Here is a 24846-nt window from a genome sequence, read left to right as displayed (position 1 = left end):
CAGGCCGGCGGCGGCCTCACCGTCTACGAGGAGGCCCGGGAACTGCTCGACTGGGGTTTCTCGGCCGCCGGGCGGGTCGATCCGGTGGGTTCGCTGGACGCGCTGAAGGCCGCCCCGCAGCCGGGTCCCGAGGCCGCGTCCGCCGACCCCGTCGCCCCGGCGGCGGCTCCGGGGGGCGCGGACCCGGGGCCGGGCTGGAGTGCCGCCTGGATGGTCGCCGGCGCCGCCGGACTGGGCGCGGCCGCCGTGGCGGTGACGCTCCGTCCGGGAAGGTGCCGTCCGGAGGAGGGCTGACCGACCGGCAGCCACAGCAGCAGACCCAGCGTGATCCAGACGTAGAGGTTGGAGCCGAGGAACCCGTCGACGCCGGAGGAGTCGTCGAACCACAGCCACACCACGCTCGTGCACATCACCGCGTACAGGGCGCCCGCGACCCGCGGGTGCCCGGCGCGCACCAGCACCGCGAAGGCGGGCAGCAGCCACACCAGATGGTGGACCCATGTGATGGGGCTGACCAGACAGGCCACGAGGCCGGTCAGGGCGAAGGCCGCGGTCCACTCCCCCGCGGCGACCGCCCGGCTCGCGCGCCGGGCCCAGACACCCAGCACCAGCAGCACGGCCACCGCCCACAGGGCCCGATCCGGTTCACCGAGCCGGGCCAGGACGCCCTGGAGCGACTGGTTGGAGACGTAGTCCGGGCGGCCCACCCGGGTGGTGTCCCACAGGGCCTTCGTCCAGTAGTGGCGGGACGCGTCCGGGGCCACCCAGGCCGCCAGCAGCGTCGCCCCGGCCGCCACCGCCGTCGCTACACCGGCGGCCCGCCGGCGGCGGGAGAGCAGCAGCAGACCGATGAAGACCGCCGGCGTCAGCTTGATCGCGGCGGCGAGACCGATCCCCACGCCCGCCGGCCGCGCCCGCCCCGTGGCCAGCAGCCAGGCGTCCGTCAGCACCAGGGCGAGCAGGACGACGTTCACCTGGCCGAAGCTGAAGGTGTCGCGCAGCGGTTCGAACAGGGCGAGCGCGCAGACGGCGAGGGCGCAGCCGTACCAGCCGTGGCGCCGCAGGTCCCGTCCGGCCAGGATGCGCAGGACCACGCCCAGCGCCACCGCGTTGAGCAGCAGCGATACGGCGACCGCGGCGGGCAGGTCCAGCAGGGCCATGGGCAGCATGACGACGGCGGCGAACGGCGGATAGGTGAAGCCGTACCCGGTGCCGGGGACGAGGTAGTCGTAGATCCGGCCGCCGTGGTGCACCCAGCTGTCCACCGTGCCGTGGTAGACGCGCAGGTCGAACCAGTCGCGCAGCAGCGGCACGGTCGCGGTGAACGCGGTCACGGCGGCGGCCAGGACGAACAGCAGGGCCAGCCGCCCCAGGTCGGTGCGGGGCGGCCTCATGCGGTACGCCCCCAGGCCGGCGCCAGCTCCGCCTGGTGGGCCTGCCACAGCACGACCACCGCGAGCACCCCGCCGGAGACGGCGAGCACCAGCTGTCCGGCGTCGGCCTGGCCCCCGCTCGGCAGGGTGGCCGGCGCCAGCACGCCCGCGACGGCCGCCACCCGGTGCCGGACCGAGGCGCTCGGGGCCGCGGCGGCGATCAGGAACAGGCCCCACAGGGCGTACCAGGGGCGGATCGCGGGGCCGAGGGCGGCCACGGCGGCGAGGCTGAGGCCGAGCGCGTACACCGGGCGCGCTCTGAGCCGCAGCCAGATGACGGCGACGGCGACCGCGGCGGCGGCGATGCCCAGGGCGTGCCAGACGGGTACGGCCAGCGGCGCCAGGTCGCTGCCGAGCCCCTCCAGCAGGGCGCGGGTCGCGCGGCCGAGGAGGCTGGTGAGCGCCCAGTTGTGGGGCGAGACCGGGGTGTCGAGGGCACCGATCCAGCCGTATCCGGTGCCGGCGACGGCGGTCGCGGCGACCGTCGTGGCCGCGACCGCGGCCGTGGTGCCCAGCACGGCGGGAATCGGGCGGTGACCGGCCCGCAGCCGCAGCACGACCACCGCGGCGATTCCGAGGGCCGCGGGTGCCTTGACCAGGGCGGCGAGCGTGACGAGTACGGCGCCGAGCAGCGGCCACCGGCCGAGGGCCGCGACCAGGCCGAGGCCGAGCAGGCCGAGCATCACGGCGTCGTTGTGGGCGCCGGCGACCAGGTGCAGCAGCACCAGCGGGTTGAGGGCGCCGAGCCAGAGCGCGGCGGCCGGGTCGGCGCCGCTGTGCCGGGCCAGCCGGGGCAGCGCGGCCGCCATCAGGGCGACCCCGAGCAGGGCGACCAGCCGCATGCCGACCAGGCCCGCGGGGAGTTCACCGCTGGTCAGCGCCGACAGTCCGGAGGCCAGGGCGAGGAAGACCGGTCCGTAGGGCGCTCCGGTGTGCTGCCAGAGCGGGGCGACCTCCTCGGCGAGGGGGCCGCCGAGCCGGGCCGGGCCGTGCGCGTACACGTCGAGGTGGGCGTCCACCATGGCGCCCTGCGCGAGGTAGCTGTAGACGTCCCGGCTGAACAGCGGCGGCGCGAGGAGCAGCGGAACCGCCCACAGGGCGAGGGTGGCCAGCAGGGCGCGCGGGGTCGGCGGCGCCGAGGTGAGCAGCAGGCGGCCCATCAGCGCCCAGGCCGCGATCAGCAGGACGACGCCGAAGTACACGCCGATCAGGCCGAGGGCGGCCTCGGCGGAGGAGGGCGCGAGAAGGTCCCGGACGGGAAGCGCTCCCGCTGTTCCACCGCCTGCCGCGAGGAAGGCGGTGCCGGCCAGTCCGAGCACCTGGCAACGGCGGAGATCGACGGGAGGAGCCATGGCCAACACGCGGCCAGAGTGCCCGTGCCGGGTGGCCGGAACCCGACGCGGGAACCTCCGGGGGAAAGCCGACGTGTGTCCGGTGCGTGGCGCGTCCCGCACGGGGGCCGGTCGCGCCCGCCCGGGAGTCGGGCGGGTGTCCTAACCTGGCGGCGGGCGGGACTGGGGGGACCTGACATGGCCGAGGTCGTCGATCTCATCTGCTACCCCGTCAAGGGGTGCGCGGGTCTGTCGCTGAGCGACGCGCCGCTCACCGCGGCGGGGCTCGCGCACGACCGCACCTTCATGGTCACCGACGGGAACGGCGTCTACCGCACCCAGCGCCGTCATCCCCGCCTCGCCCTGATCCGGCCCGTGGTGAGCGCCGACGGCGCAGGGCTCCGGCTCGACGCGGACGGCACGGCGGTGCACATCGAGGTCACCACCAGCGCCCCGCGCCGCCGCGTCGACCTCTTCGGCGCCTCCTTCGAGGGGATCGACCAGGGCGACGAGGCCGCCGGCTGGCTCACGGAGGTCCTCGGCACGCCCAGCCGGCTGGTCCGGGTACCGCCCGAGCACGACCGGATCGCCGACGGCTGGACCCCGGGGCCCTCCGGGTACGCCGACAGCAGCGCCGTGCATCTGCTGTCCCGCGCCTCCCTCGCCCTGCTGGACCGGCGGATGGCCGAGCAGGGCGGCCAGCCGCTGCCGATGAGCCGGTTCCGGCCGAACGTCGTCGTGGACGGCACCGACTGGGCGGCCGAGCCGCACGCCGAGGACCGGGTGCGCCGGGTGCGGATCGGCGGGGCGGAACTGGGCTGGGCCAAGCTCGCCGTGCGCTGCGCGGTCACCCTGGTCGATCAGGAGACCGGGGAGCGGCGGGGCAAGGAGCCGCTGCGGACGCTCGCCCGCTACCGGCGCGCCCTGGGCGGGGGCGTGGTGTTCGGTACGAAGTTCTCCGTGCTGCGGCCGGGCGAGCTGTCCGTCGGCGACGAGGTCGTCGTGGACGGGTGGGACGCCGCCGAGCGGTAGCCGAGCGGTCGGCGGCCCTTCAGCCGGCGGCCCTTCAGAGGAAGCGTGAGCTCGGCACCGGTCCGGCGGACGCCACCCGGTCGCGGTCGCCCCGGAGCCAGGTGTCGCGGACCGCGCTGACGAACTCCGTGAGCCGCTCGTCGGGGTCGGCCGGTGTGGAGCCGTCGCCCTCGTCCTCGGTGGGGTCGGCGGCCACGATCTCCGCGGCGATCTCGGACTCGGGGCGCTCGTCGGGGGCCGAGCGCTCGACGCCGCCGTCCTGCGACTGGCGCAGTACGCCGGCCCAGGGGGCGGTCGCCGACTGGTGGAGCAGGGTGACGCTGTCGGGGGTGACGGCCGGGGTGTCGGTCCAGCAACCGGCGTGCTCGTGCAGCACCTGGCCCGCCGTGCGGACGTGGAGCCGCTCCAGGATCGCGGGCTCGACCTCGTTGAGGTCGTAGGCGACGACCACGGTGTCCGGGCGCTCGGGGGCGAACGGCAGCGCGGGCAGACCGAGCACCTCGGCGGCGGCCAGGCCGAGGATGCGGCTGTCGCGGTCGGGCAGCAGCGAGACCGACTTCGGCTCGACCCCGGCGGCCGCCAGCACCGTCCGCAGCCGCGTCAGACCGCGCAGGCACTGTTCGTTGCTGTCCTGGAGCCAGGCGTACCGGCCGGTCATGCCCGCGTCGAAGCCGTACGGGGAGAGCGTGCCGAGGACGGTGCCGCCCAGGGCGAACTGCCAGCCCCGCAGGTCCGTGCCGTCCAGCGGGCTTGCCGCCGCCACGCTCGCCGCCCGCTCCAGCACGCGGTTCTGGCGGGCCCGGGCGGGCCGCCACCGCTCGTCCTGCGGGTCGGGCAGGAGGGCGTGCTCGCGGCGGGCCAGCGGGAGGTCGCCGGCCATGAGGGCGTTGTGGACGAGGAGGTAGCGGTCGGGCCAGTCGGCGAGGTCGCCCTGGTACGCGGTGAGCACCTGGACGGCCTCGGCGTGGCGCTCCTCGCGTTCGCAGGCGGAGACGAGTTCGCGCAGTACGGCCGGGGAGCCAGGCAGCTGCCGCAGGGCCTCGCGCAGGGCGGGGATCGCCAGGTGGGCGATGCCGCGCTCGACGCACGCGTACCCGAAGTCGTACAGCTCCTGCGGCCGGTCGGGGCGGGCGGCGAGGGCGTCGGCGGCTTCCTTGAGGTCGTCGAACCCGGCGGAGCCGGCCGCGCGGGCGACCACCAGGGCCAGCTCGCCGAGCGGGAGTTCGTCGGTGCCGGACCGCAACTGGCGCAGGGCGCCGGGGATGTCGCCCGCGTCGAGGGTCTCCCACGCCTTCAGCAGGGCGGGGTTCTTGGGGCGGCGAAGCTTGCGCGAGAACATGTGAGCGATCTTCGCCGGTGCGCGTCGGCGGGCTCAACCGGTTTGTTCGGCGGTCCCGGCCCGGAGTGGGACTTCGGCCCGGCGGTCAGAACACCGACAGCCCGGTCAGCGTGGTGAAGCGGTCCAGGGCGGCCACGCCCGCCACCGAGTTGCCGCGCTCGTCCAGGCCCGGGCTCCACACGCACAGCGCGCACCGGCCGGGCACCACGGCGATGATGCCGCCGCCCACCCCGCTCTTGCCGGGCAGGCCCACCCGGTAGGCGAAGTCGCCCGCCGCGTCGTAGGTGCCGCAGGTGAGCATGACGGCGTTGACCTGCTTGGCCTGGCTGCGGGTCAGCAGCCGGGAGCCGTCGGCCCGGACCCCGTGGCGGGCCAGGAAGGTGGTGGCCAGGGCCAGGTCGGCGCAGGAGGCGCGGATCGAGCACTGGCGGAAGTACTGGTCCAGCAGGCCGGGCACCGGGTTGTCGATGTTGCCGTAGGAGGCCATGAAATGGGCCAGGGCGGCGTTGCGGTCGCCGTGCGCGGTCTCGGAGGCGGCGACGTCCAGGTCGAAGTCCAGGTCGGGGTTGCCGCTCTCGGTGCGCAGGAAGGCGAGGAGCGCGCCGGCCGCGTCGCCGGTGCGGGTCTGGAGGCGGTCGGTGACCACGAGGGCCCCGGCGTTGATGAACGGATTGCGTGGGATGCCGTTCTCGTACTCCAGCTGCACCAGGGAGTTGAACGGGTTGCCGGAGGGCTCGCGGCCCACGTGCTCCCAGAGTTCGTCGGCCTCGCGGGCCAGGTCGAGGGCGAGGGTGAAGACCTTGGTGATCGACTGGGTGGAGAACGGCTCCCGCCAGTCCCCCACCCCGTACGCGGAGCCGTCCAGTTCGGCGACGGCCATGCCGAAACTGCGCGGGTCGCAGGCGGCGAGCGCCGGGATGTAGTCGGCGGCGCGGCCCCGGCCCGGGGTGCGGCCGATCTCGTCGGCGATGCGCTCCAGGACCGGCTGGAAGGTCCGGGACGACGACGGAACACTCATGATCACCATTGTGCCTCCGGGACGGAGGACCGCGGCGGCGGGGCGTGAAGGCGCCGGCCCGGGGCCCACACGGCGGCCCGTCGGGCGCCGCTGAGCGCGGGGCCGCGGCCCCGCATCCGGCGCCTCCGATCAGACGGGCGTGTACGCGGTCGGGGTGACGGAGTCCAGCGCGCGCACCGGCCGGATCTCGCCGACCGGACGGCCGCCGCCGAGCAGCGCCTCCCCGGCGAACCCGGTGAGCAGCGCGGGGTCGACTCCGGCCCGGGCGAGCGCGGCCGCGGTCACGGGGATCCGCGCCCGCACGGCACCGTCGGCTATCTTCACGGCGACGGCGCGCCCGTCGGGGAGCGCGGCCACCTGGACGCCCTCGAAGCCGTCCTTGGTGAGCAGTCCCGGCACGGCCCGCATCAGCGCGGCCACGTCCCGGCCGGTGCCGGAGGCCATCTCGGCGTGCGTGCGCATCGCGTCGGCCACCCGGGCCTCGGGAGTGCCCGGCGCGGCGGTGGTGAGGCGGGCGGTGGCCCGGGCCATGCCGTGCAGGGAGACCGCGAAGAGCGGGGCGCCACAGCCGTCGACGGTCACCCGGGCGATCCGCTGCCCGGTGAGGTCCTCGACGATCTCGGCGACGGCCTGCTGGAGCGGGTGCCCGGGGTCGAGGTAACCGTCCAGGGGCCAGTCGTTGAGCCGGCAGGTGTACAGCATCGCCGCGTGCTTGCCGGAGCAGTTCTGGGCGAGCCGGGAGGGCGCCCGGCCCTCGCGCACCCAGGTGTCCCGCACGACCGGGTCGAACGGCAGGTCGGTCACGTTGCCCAGGTCGTCCTCGTCGAGTCCGGCCAGCTCCAGGATGCGCCGGGCGCCGGCCAGGTGCCGCTCCTCGCCGGAGTGGCTGGCCGCGGCGAGGGAGAGGAGTTCGCCGTCGAGCGGCAGCCCGGCCCGGACCATGGCGACGGCCTGGACGGGCTTGAGGGCCGAGCGCGGGTAGAAGGCGGCCTCGATGTCGCCGAGCTGGAACCGGAGCTGGCCCTCGGCGCCGAGGACGACGACCGAGCCGTGGTGGACGCCTTCGACGACCCCGCCGCGTACGAGGTGGGCGACGGGGGCGTGGAGGGGTTCGCGGACGAGGGGGGCGTCCGCCAGGGAACTGCTGTACATCGCTGCCTGATTCATGGGTGGTGGGTTGCCGCCGGTGCGCGGGTCGCGCCTCGGCCTGATGGATGCGGGGTCCGGGGCCGGCGTCCCGGGGTCGACGCCGCAGGTCTCGGGTCCGGCGTCACCAGTCCCGGGGGCGCCGCCGCAGGTCTCGGGCGGAACGTTTCTGCACACCGCTGTGGGCGGCCTCGCGTTCACCGCCCCGCTCCGCCTTCCATGGTGGAGCCCGGGCGTCCGGCGCGCACGATGTCGGTGAGGGTGGTCTCGACCCGGTCGAGGTGGTGGGCCATGGCCTCGGTCGCGTCCCGTTCGCTGCCGTCGGCCAGCGCCTCGACGATGGCCCGGTGCTCGCCATTGGACTGCTCGCGACGGCCGCCGAGTTCGGTGAGGAAGGCCGACTGGCGGGCCAGCGCGTCCCGGATCTCCTCGATGACCTTGCGGAAGACCGGGTTCTGGGCGGCCTCGGCCACGGCGAGATGGAACAGGGTGTCCATCGCGACCCACGCCGTGGTGTCCGTCTCCCGTTCCATGCGGTCCAGGAGATGCGCCAGGTGGTCGAGGTTCTCCGGGGTCCGGCGCAGGGCCGCGTACCCGGCGACCGGGATCTCGACGTGCCGGCGGACCTCCAGCAGATCGCTGGCCGCGTAGTCGCCGAAGGTGGGGTCCTCCACGGTGTGGGCGACGACGAAGGTGCCCCTGCCGGTCCGGGAGACGGTGAGCCCCATGGTCTGCAGGGCCCGCAGCGCCTCGCGCAGCACGGGGCGGCTGACCTCCAGCGCGCGGCACAGCTCGGCCTCGGAGGGCAGCTTGTCCCCCACGGCGTACTCGCCGCGCTCGATGGCGGTGCGCAAGTGGGCGAGGACCGCCTCCATCGCGCTGATCCGCCTCGGCGGCTGTCCGGCTGTCCGGCTGTCTGACAGGTTCACGAGTCGGATGATCCGACCATCGGAGGCCCGCTGTCAAGGACGGGCGGAACGGCTGCCCCGGGCCGGCTCCCGAGAGGCCGCCCCCTACCCCCACATCATCTGGCCCGCCCACACCCCCGCGAACGCCGCCGCGAGGCCCGCCGTCAGGCTCGCGGTGACGTTGAGCACGGCCGTGCGTCCGGCGCCGGACTCCGTCAGGCGCAGGGTCTCGTGGGAGAAGGTCGAGTACGTGGTGAGCGCCCCGCACAGGCCCGTGCCGAGCAGCAGCCGGAGCTGGGGGTCGGCGGCGGCGCCGGTGAGCAGACCGAGGACCAGGCTGCCGGTGACGTTGACAGCGAGGGTGCCCCACGGGAACACCCCGTCGTACCGGGTCCGCACCGCGCGGTCGGTGAGGTGGCGCAGCGGGGCGCCGACCATGGCGCCCGCGACGACCAGCAGCCAGTTCACGAGGGGTTCCCGCCCTTCAGCAGGGCGCGGGTGCCCGCGGTGGCGAGGGCGACCGCGGCGAGGGCGGCCACGAGGGTCGCGGCGAGGTAGGCCAGGGCCGTCTGCGGGTGGCCGGAGCCGAACAGGGTGCGGATGTCGACGGCGTAGGTGGAGAAGGTGGTGAAGCCGCCGAGGACGCCCGTGCCGAAGAAGGGGCGGAGCAGGGGGTGGGTCGTCCGCACCTCGGTGACGACCACCATGAACGCGCCGATCACGGCGCACCCGACGGCATTGGTCCAGAAGGTCGCCCAGGGGAATCCGCCCGGCTGGACCGGCCACCACAGGGTCAGCGCGTAGCGGACCGCGGCTCCGAGCGCCCCGCCGGCGGCGACCACGGCGAGCGCGGGTCCCTGGCCGCGCAGGAGCGGCTCCCGCCCGGGCGGGGTCCTCGTCCGGGGGCCGGTCATGTCCGTACGTCTCCTACTCGCCGGGCCCGGTGCCCCGGGCGCACGCCATCGCAAGCAGGGACCGTTGGCGGCGGCCGCGCGGCGGTTCGGATACGGCGGGCCCCACCGCCGCGCCGCGCGGGTCGGCGCGGCCGGGACTCAGACTAACGCCGGGCGATCAGGCCGGACACTTCGGGCCGGACACTTCGGGGAGGTCACTTCAGGGAGGGCAGCTCGCACAGTGCCACGCCGGGCTCCCGGATGCTGCCGAGGACGAGGTGGCCGGCGGCCTCGCAGACGCTGGTGACCATCCGGAAGCGGGAGTGCCGGGCGGTGAGGTGGTGGAGCCGCGCGCCGGTGTCGTCGAAGGCGAGGGCGCCGATGGTGCCGGTGGGGCGGAACGGCACCCGGACGGCGAGCCGGGCGGCGGCCCGGCGGACGGCGGGGGCGCCTTTGTGCAGCAGTTCCAGGGGCGGGACGCGGGGGCCCGCGAGGGCGACCCAGAGGGGGCCGTCGGGGGCACCGCGCCAGAGGTTGTCGGGCATGCCGGGGAGGTTCTCGGCGAAGGGTTCGCTCCGGCCGGCCCGGGGGCCGGTGAGCCAGAACCGGGTGAGCCGGCAGGCGCCGGTCTCGGCGACGACGAGGAAGGACTCGTCGCCGCTCGCCACCAGCCCGTTGGCGAACTGGAGCCCCTCCAGGAGGACTTCGGGGCGCTCGCTGCCGGGAGCGAGGCGCAGCAGGCGGCCCGTTCCGGTGTGTTCGGCGATGTCTCCGATCCAGTGCCGCAGGGGGTAGCGCCGGCTGGAGACGGTGAAGCAGACGCTGCCGTCGGACAGGGCGACGGCGTTGCTGCAGAATCGCAGGCGCTCTCCCGCCACCGAGTCGGCGAGGATGCGCACGGTGCCGTCCGTGAGGTCGACGCGGAGCAGTCCCCGCTCGGCGTCGCACACCAACAGGCTGTCCTCGGTGAGGAGTTCGAGGCCGAGGGGGCGGCCACCGGTCTCGGCGAGGACCTCCACGCGGACGCCCGCGGGGTCGGTGAGGCGGTCCAGCCGCAGGATCCGGCCGTCCTCGACGCCGGTGAGCACCCGGCCGCGCGCGTCCGCCACCACGTCCTCGGGGCCCCGGCCGCCGATCGCGACGTACCGGTGCGCGACGAGCGTCCGGGGGGTCTCCGTGAGCACCTCTACCAGCCCTTCTCGAACATGCGGGCGACCTCGGCGATGCGGATCTCGTCCCGCCGGTAGTAGGTGCGCCGTCTGATGCGGCGGGTGCGCAGCAGGCCGATGCCGGAGAGCAGGCCCAGATGGGTGTCGGCGACCTGCCGGGGCACCCCGAGTTTCGCGGCGACCGCGGTGGAGGTGACACCGTCCTCGACGAGGTCGCCGTGACTCTGGGGCGGGAAATGCGCGGACGGATCCTTCAGCCACTCCAGGATGTCCAGACGCCGTTCACTCACCGGAGTCCTCAACATCACGTCCCCTCCGTCCGGTCCTGTTCCGAGCGCGTGTTCCCACTGTCCCGCAGCGGGTGCCGACATGTCCGGCAGTCGCGAGGTCTTGGCCGGTACCGAACTGCCGTACGAGGGTCAGCTGTTCGCCGTCGGGGCGCACGGCGGGGCCCGGCCGCGGGGTCGCGCGGCCGGGCCCCGGTCGGTCAGGGCGGGGTCAGCGGTGGCTGAACCACGCCATGGCAGGGAGGGCCCTGTCGTCGTAGCCGAACAGGGCCTGGTTCTCCCAGCCGTTGCCGGAGGAGGGATCGGTGGGGTCCCAGCCGTTGCCGGTGACCGCGGTCCAGGTCGACTCCCAGTAGAAGATGCCCAGTCCACGGCCGTTGGGCACGGCCTCCACGATGCTGGCGATGTCGTTCATCCACCGGGTCTGCCCGGCCGTCGTGGCCGGGTAGCCGGAGACCAGCTCGCTGGAGAGGTCGATGATGTTCTCGTGCGAGTCGTCGCTGTCGAGGCGGAAGGGGTAGGCCGTCTCGGCGACGTAGACCGGCTTGCCGTAGCGGGTGGCGGCGTCGTCCAGCGTGGTCTGGAAGTCGTAGAGCGTGCCGTGCCAGTAGCCGTAGTACGACAGGCCGATGACGTCGAACTTCACCCCGTTCGCCACCGCGCTGTCGAACCACCAGCGGGTGCCGCCCAGGTCACCGCCCTTGGCGAGGTGCAGTGCGACGGTGGTGCCGGAGTTGACCGCCTTGACCGCGTTGTACCCGGAGTTCAGTAGTCCGGCCAGCTGCGTCCAGTTGGAGGTGGAGCCCTCGGACCACAGCATGCCGCCGTTGATCTCGTTGCCGACCTGGACCATGTCGGCGGTGGTGCCCTGCGCCTTCAGCGCGTTGAGGACGTCGTACGTGTGGTTGTAGACGTCCGTCTTGAGCTGGCTGTAGGAGTGGCCCGCCCAGGCGGCCGGCTTGGCCTGGGCGCCGGGGTCGGCCCAGGTGTCGGAGTAGTGGAAGTCGACCAGCAGCTTCATGCCCTGGGCCTTGACGCGCTTGGCCATGGCCAGGACCCGGGCCTTGTTGTTGTAGCCGTCGGCCGGGTCCACCCAGACCTTCAGCCGGGCGTAGTTCTGTCCGGCGGACTTGAGGATGGCGAGGGCGTCGCCGCTCGTGCCGGAAGCGGTCTTGTAACCGCCGCCGAGGGCCTCGCTCTTGGCGAGCGAGGAGACGTCGGAGCCCTTGATGGTGGTGCCCGACGTGCCGGAGGCGAAGGTCAGGTCGTCGACGTTGATCCAGTTGCCGGCGTTGGCGTCGCTGTAAATGCTGATCGTGCACTGGTTGTTGGTGACGCGGACCGGTACGACTATGCGGATCCAGCCGCTGCTGGAGACCGGCAGGTCGGTGCGCTGCTCGGTGGAGCCGCAGTTCTTCAGGGCGAGGTAGGCGGAGTTCTGGCCGCCGCCGGAGCGGACCCAGGCGGTGAGCTTGTAGGTGCCGTTGGTCAGGCCCGAGAGGTACTGGTACGTCTCCACCTTGTAGGCGGTGGAGGCGTAGTGGCTGAGCCGGTAGCTGCCGCCGTGGCCGCCGGCCTCGACGTAACTGGCCCCGGTGGAGCCGTACTCGGACCAGCCGGACGGGGTGGCGGCGCCCGTGCCGTCGGTCTCGAAGCCGCCGTTGGTCAGCGTGCTGGCGGCCTGGGCGGTCTGCGCGGGGAGCGCGGTGAGGGCGAGCCCGGCCGCGAGCGGGAGCAGCAGGGCCCTGAGGGTGCGTCTGGGATGGAACATCTTCGTCCGTCGTCCCTTCGACATGAATGGGGATGGGGGTACCCCCGGCCGAGCGGCCGGCCGGGGGCGCCCCTCCGCCCGCGGCTCTCGTGGCACGCGCGGGCGGAGGGGAGTTCGGTTCAGCCGTCGAGCCGGACGACCCGGACGGCTCCGGCGGGCACTTCGAGGCGGCCCGCGGCCCGTTCGCCCGTGAGGAGTTCGGTGCCGTGCGCCTCCAGCGGCACCTTGGCGTCCGACGGGCTGTGGTTGATGGCGAAGAGGTAGCTGCCCGACTCGCCGTCCCGGCGGACCACCTCGACGTCGTGCGGCAGACCCTCGCGCGGGGCGATACGGGCGTCCTCGGCGGCCCGGCCGAGGAGTTCGTCCAGGCCGTGCGCGTCGAGGCGGGTCGACACGTACCAGGCGGTGCCCGCGCCGAGCCGGTGCCGGGTGACGGCGGGGCGGCCCGCGGTGAGTCCGTCGGCGTACGTCCACACCGTCTCGGCGCCGCGCGGCACGACGAACTCGGTCCACACGTCGCCGGTCAGCCCGGCGCCCCCGGGGCCGTCCAGGCGCACCGAGTCGCCCTGGAGCAGGGGTGAGAACTCCTCGACGGTCAGCCCGAGGACGTCGCGCAGCGGGCCGGGGTAGGCGCCCTCGTGGACGGCGTCGTGCTCGTCCACGATGCCGGAGAAGTACGACACCACGACCGTGCCGCCGTTCTCGACGTACCGCCCGAGGTTGTCCCCGGCCGCCTCGGTCATCAGGTACAGGGCCGGGACGACGACCAGGGGGTAGGCCGAGAGGTCGGCCTCGGGGTGGGCGAAGTCGACGGTGAGGTGGCGGTCCCAGAGCGCCTCGTAGAAGGCGTCGGCGCGCTCGCGCGGGTCGTGGTCCTCGCTGGGCCGCCAGTCGAGGTTCTGCGCCCACCAGGACTGCCAGTCCCACAGGACGGCCACGTCGGCCCGGGTGCGGGTGCCGCGGATCGTGCTCAACGAGTCGAGGTGCGCGCCGAGTTCGACGACCTCGCGCCAGACGCGGGTCTCGGTGCCGCCGTGCGGGAGCATCGCCGAGTGGAACTTCTCGGCACCGCGCCGGGACTGCCGCCACTGGAAGAACATGGCGCCCTCGGAGCCGCGCGCCACATGGGACAGGGAGTTGCGGGCCATCTGGCCGGGGGCCTTGGCGGGGTTGCGGGGCTGCCAGTTGACACCCGAGGTGGAGTGCTCCAGCAGGATCCAGGGCGCTCCGCCGGCGACCGAGCGGGTGAGGTCGGCGGCCATCGCGAGGTTGACGTGGGTCCGGCGGCCGTCGGTGATCAGGTAGTGGTCGTTGGTGACGATGTCGACCTCGCGGCCCCAGGCCCAGTAGTCGATGGAGTCGCACTGGCTGAGGGCGGTCATGAAGTTGGTCGTCACCGGGATGCCCGGGGTGAGCCGGTGCAGGATGTCCCGCTCCATGACGAAGTTCTCGCGCAGGGTGGCGTCGGCGAAGCGCCGGTAGTCGAGCGCCTGGGCGGGGTTGCCGACGGTCGGGGTGGTGCGCGGCGGGTTGATCTGCGCGAGGTCGGTGTAGTGCTGTCCCCAGAAGGCGGTGCCCCAGGCCTCGTTGACGGCCTCGACGGTGCCGTAGGTGGTCGCCAGCCAGCGGCGGAAGTGCGCGGCGCAGGACTCGCAGTAGCAGGCGGAGACGGGGACGCCGTACTCGTTGTGGACGTGCCACATGGCCAGGGCCGGGTGGTCGGCGTAGCGCTCGGCGAGCTTGGTGGTGATGTTCGCGGCGGCCGCGCGGTAGTCGGCGTTGCTGTGGCAGATGGCGCCGCGGGAGCCGAACTCGTAGCGGGTGCCGTCGGCGGCCAGCGGCAGGGCCTCGGGGTGCTCCCGGTAGAACCAGACCGGCGGGACCACGGTGGGGGTGCCGAGGTCGACGCGGATGCCGTTCTCGTGCAGCAGGTCGAGCAGGCGGTCCAGCCAGCCGAACTCGTAACCGCCGCGCTCGGGCTCCAGCAGGGCCCAGGAGAAGATCCCGGCGCTCACCATCGTCACGCCGGCCTCGCGCATCAGCCGGACGTCCTCGTGCCAGACGCTCTCCGGCCACTGCTCGGGGTTGTAGTCCCCACCGAAGGCGAGCCCGGTGAGGCCCTTGGGGGTGGTCTCCGGCATGGAATCTCTCCCGATTAATCGATCATTTGGGAACGTGCACAGACAGCGGCGGCGGTGCGAGCCCAACATAACCGCACAGCAACAACCATTGACAAGTGTCCGGGATGTTTCTCTACTGTGAACGCTCACAGAAGCATGGCAGGTCCTCGCACCAGGCGAGGACCCCAGGTCAGGGGAGAGATCCATGCCCAACACCCAGCGCCGGCGACTCTTCAAGGTCGCAGCGTCCGCCGTCGCCGTCGCACTCGGCGCCACCGCCCTCGCCGCTTGCGGTTCCTCCGAGGACGACACCGAGGCCGAATCCGGACCGGTCTCGCTGACGTACTGGACCTGGACGCCCGGCATGGACAAGGTCGTCGAGCTGTGGAACGACGGGCCGGGCAAGAAGGACAAGATCACCGTCACGGTGAAGAAGCAGGCGTCCGGCGACACGCTGGTCACCAAGATCCTCACCGCGCACAAGGCCGGCAAGGCCCCGGACCTGGTGCAGGCCGAGTACCAGGCGCTGCCGACGCTGGTCAGCAACGACGCCCTCGCCGACATCGCCGAGGACACCGGCGAGGCCAAGACCAAGTTCGCCGACGGGGTGTGGCAGCAGACGACGCTGGGCACGGACGCCGTCTACGCGGTCCCGCAGGACATCGGCCCGATGATGTTCTACTACCGCGAGGACCTCTTCAAGAAGTACGGCCTCGACGTCCCCAAGACCTGGGAGGAGTTCGCCGAGACCGCCCGGCAGCTGAAGAAGAAGTCCCCGGAGACCGACCTCACCACCTTCTCCGCCAACGACTCCGGCCTCTTCGCGGGTCTGGCCCAGCAGGCCGGCGCCGCCTGGTGGACCACCGAGGGCCAGTCCTGGAAGGTCGGCATCAACGACGCGGCGACCCAGAAGGTCGCCAAGTTCTGGGGCGACCTCGTCAAGGAGGGCGCCATCGACAACCAGCCGATGTACACCCCGGCCTGGAACAAGGCGCTGAACACCGGCAAGCAGATCGCCTGGGTCTCCGCCGTGTGGGCGCCGGGCACCCTGACCACGGCCGCGCCCGACACCAAGGGCAAGTGGGCCATGGCCCCGCTCCCCCAGTGGTCCGAGGGCGAGAACCTCACCGGCAGCTGGGGCGGCTCCTCCACCGCCGTCACCACGGACTCCGACCACCGGGCCGCCGCCGCCAAGTTCGCCGCCTGGCTGAACACCGACGACGACGCCCTTCAGGCGCTGGCCAAGGAGAGCGGCATCTACCCCGCCGCCACCAACGCCCAGACGTCCGGCGCGTTCGCCACCCCGCCGGAGTACTTCTCGAACCAGGCGGACTTCTACACCCAGGCCGCCGAGATAGCCAAGAGCACCGCTCCGTCCGCCTGGGGCCCGAACGTGAACGTCGCCTACACGACCTTCAAGGACGCCTTCGGCGCCGCCGCCAAGAACAAGTCGGACTTCGGGGCCGCCCTGAAGGCCATGCAGGACGACACCGTCGCCGACATGAAGAAGCAGGGCTTCGAGGTCGCGGAGTGACGACCGCACGCCGGAGGCCGTACGGGGTCAAGGGGGCCCCGTACGCCCTCCCGTCTCCCGCCACCACCCTCAAACGAGCGCGAAGCGCGCCCTACCTCTTCCTCCTCCCCGCAACAGTCCTGTTCCTGCTCTTCTTCGCGCTGCCCATCGGCTACGCGGTCTACCTCAGCTTCCGCAAGGTGCAGGTCTCCGGGCTCGGCCTCGGCGCCGGCGCCCGCACGGAGGTCTGGGCCGGCCTGCAGAACTACACCGACGCCCTCGGCGACAGCGAGTTGGTGGCAGGCGCCCTGCGCGTGCTCGGCTACGGCTGCATCGTGGTGCCGGTGATGCTGGGCCTCGCCCTGGTCTTCGCGCTGATGCTCGACTCCGACAAGGTGCGCCTGACCCCCTTCACCCGGCTCGCGATCTTCCTGCCGTACGCCATCCCCGGAGTGGTGGCGGCGCTGCTGTGGGGCTTCCTGTACCTGCCGGACGTCAGCCCCTTCTACTTCGTGCTCGACCGGCTGGGCATGCCGCAGCCGGACCTGCTGGACGGCGGCCCGCTCTACCTGGCGCTGTCGAACATCGCGGTCTGGGGCGGCACCGGCTTCAACATGATCGTCATCTACACCGCGCTCCGGGCCATCCCCGCCGAGGTGTACGAGGCGGCCAAGCTGGACGGCGCCACCCCGCTGCAAGTCGCCCTGAAGATCAAGATCCCGATGGTGGCGCCCTCACTGGTGCTCACCTTCTTCTTCTCGATCATCGCCACGCTCCAGGTGTTCAACGAGCCGACCACCCTCAAGCCGCTCACCAACTCCGTCTCCACCACCTGGAGTCCGCTGATGAAGGTGTACCAGGACGCCTTCGGCAAGGGTGACATCCATGCCGCCGCCGCCCAGGCCGTGATCATCGCCCTGGCCACGCTGGTGCTCTCCTTCGGCTTCCTGCGAGCCGCGAACCGCCGTCAGAAGCAGGAGACCGCACGATGAGCTCCCTCGCCGTCCGCAAGGCCCGGCACGCGGCCGGCACCACGCCCGGCACCGCCCAGCGCCCGCCGCTGCGCGGCCGGATCGCGCTGCTGCCCACCCTCACGCTGCTGATCGGCGCGGCCTACTGTCTGCTGCCCGTGGCCTGGGTGGTGATCGCGGCCACCAAGTCCGGCAGCGAACTCTTCTCCACCTTCACCTTCCTGCCGGGCAGCGGTTTCACCCAGAACGTCTCCGACCTGAACGCCTACCGCGACGGCCTGTACTGGCAGTGGATGGGCAACTCCGCCCTGTACGCCGGTCTCGGCGCGCTGCTGTCCACCGTCGTCTCGGCGTTCAGCGGCTACGCGCTGGCGATCTACCGCTTCCGCGGCCGGGAGACGATCTTCAACGTGCTGCTGGCGGGCGTGCTGATGCCGCCGGTGATCCTGGCCGTTCCGCAGTACCTGCTGCTGGCCGAGGCCGACCTCACCGACTCCTATCTGTCGGTGCTGCTGCCGCTGGTCCTCTCCCCCTACGGCGTGTACCTGTCCCGCATCTACGCCGCCGCGGCCGTGCCCTCCGACGTGGTCGAGGCCGGGCGGATGGACGGCGCGAGCGAGTGGCGGATCTTCACCCGGGTCGCCCTGCCGATGATGGTGCCCGGCCTGGTGACGGTGTTCCTGTTCCAGTTCGTGGCCGTGTGGAACAACTTCCTGCTGCCCTACATCATGCTCAGCGACGACGAGAAGTTCCCGATCACGCTCGGTCTGTACACACTCCTCGAACAGGGCGCCAACACCCCGGCGCTGTACACGCTGGTGATCACCGGAGCACTGATCGCGGTGGTCCCGCTCATCGCGCTCTTCCTGGTCATCCAGCGGTTCTGGAGTCTTGATCTGCTGTCCGGGGCCGTAAAGTCATGACCATGAGCAACACGGGGGGCCGGCGCAGGCCGCCGACGATCCACGATGTGGCACGCGAGGCGGGAGTCTCCAGGGGCACGGTCTCACGGGTCCTCAACGGCGGTCACTACGTCAGCCCGGCGGCGCAGGACGCGGTCAACGCCGCCATCCGCAAGACCGGTTACGTCGTGAACCGGCACGCCCGCTCCCTGATCACCGGACGTTCGGACTCGGTCGGCTTCCTGCTGACCGAGCCCCAGGAGCGGTTCTTCGAGGACCCCAACTTCAATGTGCTGCTGCGGGGTTGCACCCAGGCGCTGGCCGCCCACGACATCCCGCTGCTGCTGATGATCGCCGGTACCGAGGACGAACGGCGGCGCATCACGCGGTACATCACCGCGGGCCATGTCGACGGCGTGCTGCTGGTCTCCAGCCACTCCGGCGACCCGGTCGCCGAGCGGCTGCGGGAGGCGGGGGTGCCGCTGGTCGCCTGCGGCAAGCCGATCGGGATGGGGTCCAAGGTCAGCTATGTGGCGGCGGACGACCGGGACGGCGCCCGCGACATGGTGCGCCATCTGCTCTCGCTGGGCCGTCGCCGGATCGGCGTGGTCACCGGCCCGTTGGACACCCCGGGCGGTGTCGAGCGGCTCGCCGGGTACCGGGAGGTGCTGGCCGAGGCGGGGATCGAAGCCGACGAGCGGCTGATCGTCTCCGGTGACTACAGCCGGGCCAGCGGTGAGGCGGGCGCCGACCGGCTGCTCGCGCAGGCCCCGGACCTGGACGCGGTGTTCGTGGCCTCGGACCTGATGGCGCAGGGTGTGCTGACCTCGCTGGAGCGGGCCGGCCGCCGGGTGCCGGAGGACGTCTCGGTCGGCGGTTTCGACGACTCGCCCGCCGCCGTCGCCGCCCGTCCCGCACTCACCACGATCCGCCAGCCCTGGGACCGGATCAGCACCGAGATGGTCCGGGTGCTGCTGGCGCAGATAGGGGGCGAGGACCCGGCCGCGGTGATCCTCCCGACGGAGCTGGTCCGGCGCGCGTCGGCCTGACGGGCTCCCTCCCGTATCCCCGCGAGCGCGCCGCTCGGCCTGCCGGCCGTGCGGCGCGCTCCGGCGCTTCGGGGCTCGCCCGGGGCAGGCGGTCAGTTTTCGAGAAGCGGGACGTGCGGGGCCCGGCCTAGCGTGAGGACACCGGCGAAACGCGTCGGACCGTTCCTTCGAGGAGTGCCCCATGACCGCCGGCGTGCAGACGATCATCTACCCCGTCAAGGACCTCGCCCGGGCCAAGGCCGTCTTCGGCGCCCTGCTCGGCACCGAGCCCTACGCGGACGAGCCGTACTACGTCGGCTACAAGGACGCCGGACAGGACGTCGGACTGGATCCCAACGGCCACGCCAAGGGCATGACGGGCCCGGTCGCCTACTGGCACGTCGACGACATCCACGCGACCCAGCAGGCGCTGGTGGCGGCGGGCGCCGAGGTGCTCCAGGACGTGGCCGACGTCGGCGGCGGCCGGCTCATCGCCTCCCTCAAGGACGCCGAGGGCAACCCGATCGGACTTCTCCAGGACCCCGGGAAGTGACCGCGGCCCGGTAGATTGCACATGCACTAGTTGCACACTCAACAATTGGCCGGATCGGTGCTACGGTGCGGGTATGGCAGTCAGGACGGCCGGGGCCGGGCTAGAGGAACAGTGGCGGGACATCCTGTCGGTGCACGCGCGCACCATGTGCGAGATCGACCGCGTGCTGCATCCGCACGGGCTCGGCGCGAGCGACTTCGAGGTCCTCGACATCCTCGCCACCACCACCCCCGAGGAGGGCGGCCACTGCCGGGTGCAGAACCTCGTCGGCCGGGTGCATCTGAGCCAGAGCGCCCTGTCCCGGCTGATCGGACGCCTGGAGAAGGACGGCCTGGTGGAGCGCTCGATCTGCGCGGAGGACCGGCGCGGAGTCTGGGTCACCCTCACCGACCGGGGCCGTGAGCTGCACGCCGAGGTCCGCCCGCTCCAGCGGGACGCGCTCGCCCGGACGCTGCCGGCCTGACCGCGGGCCCGGCGGGCTGTTCCGATCCGCGGACCCCGGGCATCATCACTCCCACAACCCTGTGAGGGGACGGGGAGACATCACCTTGACCGTGCACGAGGACGGTACCGGCGCGTACTTCGCGTACACGACGCGGTCGGTGGAGGAGAGCCACGAGGCGATCGCCGCCCACTACTACGACCTGCGGCTCGAAGTCACCGGCCCCGCCGCCCGGTTCCGCACCAGGCTGAGCGTCGTCGACCTCGCCCCGCTGGTCGTCGGCGACATCAGTTTCGGCACCGGGGTCCGGATGAGCTGCGGGGAACCCGGCGTCTACCACGTGACCGTGCCCCTGACGGGCACCTTCGGCATCCGGCAGGGCCGCGGCCGGGAACTGGGCGCCACCTCCCGGCGGGCCGTCATCGTCGACCCCGAGTACGGCGTCCGCGTCGACGACTGGTCGCCGGACTGCCACTCCCTCACCGTGAAGATCGACAAGGTGGCCCTGCTCAGCGGCCTGGAGGCCATGCTCGGCCGGCCGGTGCGCCGCCCGCCGCGCTTCGAGCCGTACATCGACGTCGCGTGCGGGCCCGGCCTCAGCTGGGCGCGACTGGTGCGCTGGATGCTCCAGGACCACGAGATCCCGGACGGTCTGCTGCGCCGCCCCATCATCCGGGCCCGGCTCGAACAGACCCTCCTCGAAGGGCTGCTGCTGGCCGCCGACCACTCCTGCCGGGCCGAACTGGAGGGGCCGCCGCCACCGATGCGGCCCGCCGCGGTGAAACGGGTCATGGACGTCGTGCAGGAACTGCCCGCCGAGCCCTACGACGCCGCTCGGCTCGCGGAGATCGCCCAGGTGAGTGTGCGCACCCTTCAGGAGGCGTTCAGCAAGCATGTGGGGGTGGCTCCGATGGCGTACGTCGGCGAGGTGCGCCTGGACCGCGTCCACCAGCAGCTCAAGGCGGCCGCTCCCGGCTCGACCACTGTGGCGGAGGTCGCCTACCGGTGGGGCTTCGCGCATCTGGGCCGGTTCGCGCGCCGCTACCGGGAGCGCTTCGGGGAGTCCCCGTCGCGGACGCTGCGCTCCTCGGGCTGAATCCGGCCGTTTCCGGTCCGCCGCGTATTGCGGACAGGCACCGCGCAAGAGGGAGCGACGGCGCCCGGCGGCGGTCCTATCTTCGGGACACGGCGACCGTGAGCGCGCTGCCCGAGCGGAGTCGGTGCCACTCGGCCCCGCGCGAGGCGCCGCCCGGAAGGCCCGGCCGCTCCCCCCTCCGTCACGTCGGTGGCCGGGCTGGTCCGGCCCCGGCTCAGGGCCGGACCAGCAGGGTGCGCACCCCTTCGGAGGTGAGAGTGAGCGGATGCGGTGACCCGGCGTCGATGGCGAGGTTCAGCTCGTCGGTCGGCCACTGCGCGGCGAGCGCGCCCAGCGGGACCAGGCGGTAGCGGCCGACGAACGGCAGCAGCTCGGCCATCGCGGGCTCGGAGGTGAACACGGGCACCACGGGCCCGCCGTCCGGCTGCTCCAGGACGGGCAGGGCGACGGCCTCCGGATCGGTGGCGTCCTCGTCGGTGACGTCGTCCGGCACCGGCACCAGCACCTCGCTCCCGGCGAGGGTGTCCAGCGCCGCGGAGTCGTCCTGGTTGTCGGCCAGCGCCTCCAGCGCCTGCCGTGCCGGTGTGGCGGTGAGGTGGTTCGCGGGTGTCTCCATCACAGATCCCCTGGTAGCGGCGAAGGTCGTCCGGGACGCGTACCCGATCCGGAGCGCGCCATTCATGCACGGACGGGGCTGGTGATCCTTCCGTCGGCACCGCAACCATTCGGCCATTCCGGTTGTCTCACCCGATATCAGATCCACGCACTTGTCGGGGGACGACATGCGAAGAATCAGAACCACCTCGATCACCCTGGCCGCCGTCGCGGCCCTGGCCCTTCCGGCCCTGCCCGCCGCCACCGCGTCGGCGGCCACCACACAGGCGACCGCCTGTCCGACCGGCTGGGGCAGCCTGCCGGAGGTCAGGCCGACCGCCACCACCGAACCGCTCACGAACGTCAGGACCGGACGGCACGCCTGCTACGACCGGATGGTCATCGACGTGCCGGGCGCCGGCCGCTCCGGTCTCGGCTACTCGGTCCGCTACGTGGAGCGGCTGTACCAGGACGGCTCCGGCCGTCCGATACCGGTCGGCGGCGGCGCCGTCCTGGAGGTCCGGGTGGCCGCGCCCGCCTACGACCACGAGACCGGCGAGCCCACCTATCCGGGCCGGGTGAGCAGGCCCCTGCCGGGAGTCGACCTCACCGGGTACCGCACCTTCCGGGACACCCGGTTCGGCGGCAGCTTCGAAGGGGAGACGCTGGTCGGACTCGGCCTGCGGGCCCGGCTGCCGTTCCGGGTGCAGGTGCTGACCGACCGGATCGTCCTGGACGTCGCCCACAACTGGACGGGCGCCCGCTGAGGACGGGCCGGTACGGCAGGCCCGGGACCGGGCGGGTTCGTGGGGACCCGCCCGGCCACGGGAACCGCCGGCTCACGGCCGCGCGGACCGCGCCGGTTCAGGCGGCGCGGCCCGCCTTGAGCGCGGCCGCGATCTCGACGGACCGGCGGGCCTGGTGGCGGGCCGCCTGCAACTGGACGTCACCGGGCGCACCGGTGCCGGCCACATGAGAGGTGCCGTAGGGGTTGCCCGACTGGAACTGGATCGGGTCGGTGTAGCCGGGCGGGACGATGATGCCGCCCCAGTGGTAGAAGGTGTTGCCGAGCGCCAGCAACGTGGACTCCTGGCCGCCGTGGGCGGTGTTGGAGGCGGTGAAGGCCGAGTACACCTTGCCCGCGAGCTTGCCCTGGAACCACAGCGGGCCGGTGCTCTCCATGAACACCCGCAGCTGGCTGGCCGGGTTGCCGAAGCGGGTGGGGGTGCCGAACAGCACCACGTCCGCCCACTCCAGGTCGTCGTGGCCCGCGTTCTCGACGTCGGCGGTGTCCTCCAGGTGCTGGACCCACTCCTGGCGGAGGTTGATCACCTCCTGCGGGGTCGTCTCGGGGACCTTGCGCAGCCGTACCTGAGCACCGGCCTTCTCCGCACCCTCGACCGCCGCCTGCGCCAAGGCGTGCACGGTGCCCGTGGCGCTGTAGTAGATGATCGAGACATTCACGGATTCCGACATCGGTTCCCTTCCTTCGTGACCTGGCTAATGTTCCGTTCACCAGTTACGACGACGCAGCCCCGCACAATGTGAGGCGAGCCGCCGGCCTCACAGTTCGACCCGATGTCTCGTCGGACCTGACGGGGACCGAGCGACCGAGGGAGTCGGCGACACCATGAGCGAAGCATCCGGGTCCGGGCAGGAACGGACCGATCCGAGCCTGGCCGCGATCATGAGCGAGCGGCAGCAGCTGATCAACCTCACCTACCGGCTGCTCGGCTCGCTCACCGAGGCCGAGGACGTGGTGCAGGAGACGTACACCCGCTGGTACGCCATGTCCGCGGGGCAGCGCGAGGCCATCGAGTCGCCGGGCGGCTGGCTGACCACGGTCGCCAGCCGTATCTGTCTCGATCTGCTGGGTTCGGCGCGGGCCCGGCGCGAGCGGTACGTCGGCGAGTGGGTCCCGGAGCCGCTGCCGGCGGGCCGGGAGTGGGTGAGCGGACGGTGGGGCGGCGGAGGTGCGGCGGACCCGGCCGACCGGATCACCCTCGACGAGTCGATCAACATGGCGTTCCTCGTCGTGCTGGAGGTGATGACCCCGGCCGAGCGGGTGGCGTTCATCCTGCACGACGTCTTCCGCTACACCTTCGCCGAGGTGGCCTCGATCGTCGGCCGTACGGAGCCGGCCTGCCGTCAGCTGGCCTCCTCCGCGCGCCGCCGGATCCGCGCCGCCCAGCCCGCCGTCGCCCCGTCGGCCCCCGCGGCCGGGCGCGCCGACACCGTCAGGGCGTTCAAACGGGCCTGGGCGGCCAAGGACATCGACGCACTGATCGGCCTGCTGGCGCCGGACGCCACCGCGACCGGCGACGGCGGCGGGCTGGTACGGGCGGTGCTGCGGCCGATCGAGGGCGCCGAGGAGGTGGCGCGCTTCTTCGCCGGGCGGATCGAGGTGGTGCCGGAGCTGACCCTGCGGGAGTCCACGGTGAACGGTCAGCCCGGTCTGGTGGCGGAGGTGGACGGGGTGCCCGTGTCGGTGCTCGCCTTCGATGTGGCGGGCGGCCGGATCCGGCAGATCTGGTCGGTGCTCAACCCGGACAAACTGCGGCTGTGGCGGGACGCCTGACGGGCGCCCGGCGGGCGCCCGCCGGGCAGGCCCCGGGCGGCCGGGTGGTTCACTTCCGGGCCATCAGCAGGTATTCGTGCGAGCGGTTGGTGCGCAGGGGGTCGCCCTCGTCCTTGACCGGCCAGTCGTAGAGGTGGACGCGTTCGTCACCCAGCGTCAGATGGCGGCCCAGCACCCGGGCGGCGTCCCAGGCCAGCGGGACGAACCGGTCGGCGATCCGCCGGTTCTGGACGGCGATCACGGCGTGCGCGCCGGGCCGCATCACCCGGGCCACGGCCGCGAACGCCTCGTCCAGCGCGGCCAGATAGGTGTCGTAGTCGCGCAGCGCGTACAGCTGGCCCGGGTCGGGTTCGTCGAGGTCCAGGTTGGTGCCGAAGTAGGGCAGGTCGCACAGGACCAGGTCCACGGTGCCGGGGTCGAGCGGGGGCCTGCGGGCGTCGCCGCACAGCATGCGCTGACCGGGGTGGCGGGCGACGCGCTCGCCGGCCTGCCGGGCGCGGACCGGGTTGATCTCGGTGCCGACGCCGAGCCGTCCCTCGGCGGCGCAGGCCACCAGGGTGGTGCCCCAGCCCGCGAAGGGGTCGAAGACCAGGTCGCCGGGCTCGGTCAACTCCACGATCAGCGGGCGCAGTTGGCTGACGAGGCCGCTCTGCCCGGGGACGTCCTCCTGGGCGAACTCCGGGTCCTCCTCGCCGAGCACACGCCAACTCGATATCCCCATG

General features: G+C 72.9%; 25 protein-coding genes. 10 read left to right on the top strand and 15 right to left on the bottom strand.

All coding sequences use genetic code 11. The annotated features are described in order from the left end of the window. Positions 1–23 precede the first annotated feature (23 nt). Positions 24–1394 carry a glycosyltransferase family 87 protein gene (locus ABT296_RS01410; protein WP_351922302.1) on the bottom strand — a complete coding sequence of 457 codons (1371 nt, stop codon included), beginning with the start codon at positions 1392–1394 and terminating at the stop codon, positions 24–26. Next, on the bottom strand, positions 1391–2785 hold the full coding sequence (gene mptB, locus ABT296_RS01405) for a polyprenol phosphomannose-dependent alpha 1,6 mannosyltransferase MptB (RefSeq protein ID WP_351922301.1): 1395 nt from the start codon (positions 2783–2785) through the stop codon (positions 1391–1393). The genes ABT296_RS01410 and mptB overlap by 4 nt, the downstream gene beginning before the upstream one ends. 177 nt (positions 2786–2962) lie before the next feature. Here mptB and ABT296_RS01400 point away from each other — a divergent pair, with 177 nt between their 5' ends. After that, positions 2963–3796, top strand: a complete 834-nt coding sequence (locus tag ABT296_RS01400; protein WP_351922300.1) for an MOSC domain-containing protein — start codon at positions 2963–2965, stop codon at positions 3794–3796. 34 nt (positions 3797–3830) lie between these two features. Here ABT296_RS01400 and ABT296_RS01395 read toward each other — a convergent pair whose 3' ends face one another. From ABT296_RS01395 to ABT296_RS01350, 10 genes are all read right to left on the bottom strand, one after another. Then, a complete protein-coding gene (locus tag ABT296_RS01395; protein WP_351922299.1) occupies positions 3831–5135 on the bottom strand; it encodes a hypothetical protein in 1305 nt (434 codons plus the stop codon). A gap of 85 nt (positions 5136–5220) precedes the next feature. Continuing rightward, entirely contained in the window at positions 5221–6162 is a 942-nt protein-coding gene (locus ABT296_RS01390; RefSeq protein ID WP_351922298.1) for a glutaminase, read from the bottom strand. A gap of 120 nt (positions 6163–6282) precedes the next feature. Continuing rightward, positions 6283–7305, bottom strand: coding sequence for an asparaginase (locus tag ABT296_RS01385; RefSeq protein ID WP_351922411.1), 1023 nt, complete (start codon positions 7303–7305; stop codon positions 6283–6285). A 191-nt stretch (positions 7306–7496) separates the two neighbouring features. Then, on the bottom strand, positions 7497–8228 hold the full coding sequence (locus ABT296_RS01380; RefSeq protein WP_351922297.1) for a FadR/GntR family transcriptional regulator: 732 nt from the start codon (positions 8226–8228) through the stop codon (positions 7497–7499). A gap of 84 nt (positions 8229–8312) precedes the next feature. Then, complete coding sequence (gene crcB, locus ABT296_RS01375; protein WP_351922296.1) at positions 8313–8675, bottom strand: fluoride efflux transporter CrcB; 363 nt, start codon at positions 8673–8675, stop codon at positions 8313–8315. Further along, on the bottom strand, positions 8672–9121 hold the full coding sequence (locus tag ABT296_RS01370; protein WP_351922295.1) for a fluoride efflux transporter FluC: 450 nt from the start codon (positions 9119–9121) through the stop codon (positions 8672–8674). The genes crcB and ABT296_RS01370 overlap by 4 nt, the downstream gene beginning before the upstream one ends. A gap of 194 nt (positions 9122–9315) precedes the next feature. After that, a complete protein-coding gene (locus tag ABT296_RS01365) occupies positions 9316–10284 on the bottom strand; it encodes an SMP-30/gluconolactonase/LRE family protein (RefSeq protein WP_351922294.1) in 969 nt (322 codons plus the stop codon). Positions 10285–10286: 2 nt separating this feature from the next. Next, a complete protein-coding gene (locus ABT296_RS01360; protein ID WP_351922293.1) occupies positions 10287–10574 on the bottom strand; it encodes a helix-turn-helix domain-containing protein in 288 nt (95 codons plus the stop codon). Between the two features lie 193 nt (positions 10575–10767). After that, complete coding sequence (locus ABT296_RS01355; protein WP_351922292.1) at positions 10768–12327, bottom strand: glycosyl hydrolase 53 family protein; 1560 nt, start codon at positions 12325–12327, stop codon at positions 10768–10770. A 119-nt stretch (positions 12328–12446) separates the two neighbouring features. Beyond that, complete coding sequence (locus tag ABT296_RS01350; protein WP_351922291.1) at positions 12447–14468, bottom strand: beta-galactosidase; 2022 nt, start codon at positions 14466–14468, stop codon at positions 12447–12449. A gap of 184 nt (positions 14469–14652) precedes the next feature. On the opposite strand from ABT296_RS01350, the gene ABT296_RS01345 reads away from it, so the two are divergent. The 7 genes from ABT296_RS01345 to ABT296_RS01315 all read left to right on the top strand — a co-directional run bounded on the left by ABT296_RS01345 (position 14653) and on the right by ABT296_RS01315 (position 20952). Beyond that, a complete protein-coding gene (locus ABT296_RS01345; RefSeq protein ID WP_351922290.1) occupies positions 14653–15981 on the top strand; it encodes an ABC transporter substrate-binding protein in 1329 nt (442 codons plus the stop codon). Next, on the top strand, positions 15978–16952 hold the full coding sequence (locus ABT296_RS01340; protein WP_351922289.1) for a carbohydrate ABC transporter permease: 975 nt from the start codon (positions 15978–15980) through the stop codon (positions 16950–16952). The genes ABT296_RS01345 and ABT296_RS01340 overlap by 4 nt, the downstream gene beginning before the upstream one ends. After that, a complete protein-coding gene (locus tag ABT296_RS01335) occupies positions 16949–17854 on the top strand; it encodes a carbohydrate ABC transporter permease (RefSeq protein ID WP_351922288.1) in 906 nt (301 codons plus the stop codon). Before ABT296_RS01340 ends, ABT296_RS01335 begins: the two co-directional genes overlap by 4 nt. Then, positions 17851–18882: a LacI family DNA-binding transcriptional regulator gene (locus ABT296_RS01330; protein WP_351922287.1), complete on the top strand. Its 1032-nt coding sequence runs from the start codon at positions 17851–17853 to the stop codon at positions 18880–18882. The genes ABT296_RS01335 and ABT296_RS01330 overlap by 4 nt, the downstream gene beginning before the upstream one ends. Positions 18883–19063: 181 nt before the next feature. Further along, positions 19064–19414, top strand: coding sequence for a VOC family protein (locus ABT296_RS01325; protein WP_351922286.1), 351 nt, complete (start codon positions 19064–19066; stop codon positions 19412–19414). Positions 19415–19487: 73 nt separating this feature from the next. After that, on the top strand, positions 19488–19877 hold the full coding sequence (locus ABT296_RS01320; protein ID WP_351922285.1) for a MarR family winged helix-turn-helix transcriptional regulator: 390 nt from the start codon (positions 19488–19490) through the stop codon (positions 19875–19877). Between the two features lie 91 nt (positions 19878–19968). Further along, a complete protein-coding gene (locus ABT296_RS01315) occupies positions 19969–20952 on the top strand; it encodes an AraC family transcriptional regulator (RefSeq protein ID WP_351922410.1) in 984 nt (327 codons plus the stop codon). A 214-nt stretch (positions 20953–21166) separates the two neighbouring features. Here the strand turns inward: ABT296_RS01315 and ABT296_RS01310 are convergent, their stop codons facing one another. Further along, a complete protein-coding gene (locus tag ABT296_RS01310) occupies positions 21167–21568 on the bottom strand; it encodes an SseB family protein (protein WP_351922284.1) in 402 nt (133 codons plus the stop codon). Between the two features lie 166 nt (positions 21569–21734). Between ABT296_RS01310 and ABT296_RS01305 the strand changes: the two genes are divergently transcribed. Further along, positions 21735–22313, top strand: a complete 579-nt coding sequence (locus ABT296_RS01305; protein ID WP_351922283.1) for an AMIN-like domain-containing (lipo)protein — start codon at positions 21735–21737, stop codon at positions 22311–22313. Positions 22314–22410: 97 nt separating this feature from the next. Here ABT296_RS01305 and wrbA read toward each other — a convergent pair whose 3' ends face one another. Then, the gene (gene wrbA, locus ABT296_RS01300) at positions 22411–23022 is read right to left on the bottom strand and encodes an NAD(P)H:quinone oxidoreductase (RefSeq protein ID WP_351922282.1); all 612 of its coding nucleotides are present in this window, start codon (positions 23020–23022) and stop codon (positions 22411–22413) included. 154 nt (positions 23023–23176) lie between these two features. On the opposite strand from wrbA, the gene sigJ reads away from it, so the two are divergent. After that, positions 23177–24124, top strand: coding sequence for an RNA polymerase sigma factor SigJ (sigJ, locus tag ABT296_RS01295; RefSeq protein ID WP_351922281.1), 948 nt, complete (start codon positions 23177–23179; stop codon positions 24122–24124). Positions 24125–24173: 49 nt separating this feature from the next. Here the strand turns inward: sigJ and ABT296_RS01290 are convergent, their stop codons facing one another. Next, complete coding sequence (locus tag ABT296_RS01290) at positions 24174–24845, bottom strand: TRM11 family SAM-dependent methyltransferase (protein WP_351922280.1); 672 nt, start codon at positions 24843–24845, stop codon at positions 24174–24176. Between the last annotated feature and the right edge of the window lies 1 nt (position 24846).

Origin of the sequence: Streptomyces sp. NPDC000983, from assembly GCF_040299205.1 — a bacterium.
Lineage (GTDB): Bacteria > Actinomycetota > Actinomycetes > Streptomycetales > Streptomycetaceae > Streptomyces.
This window is presented reverse-complemented; position numbering and strand designations above follow the sequence as displayed.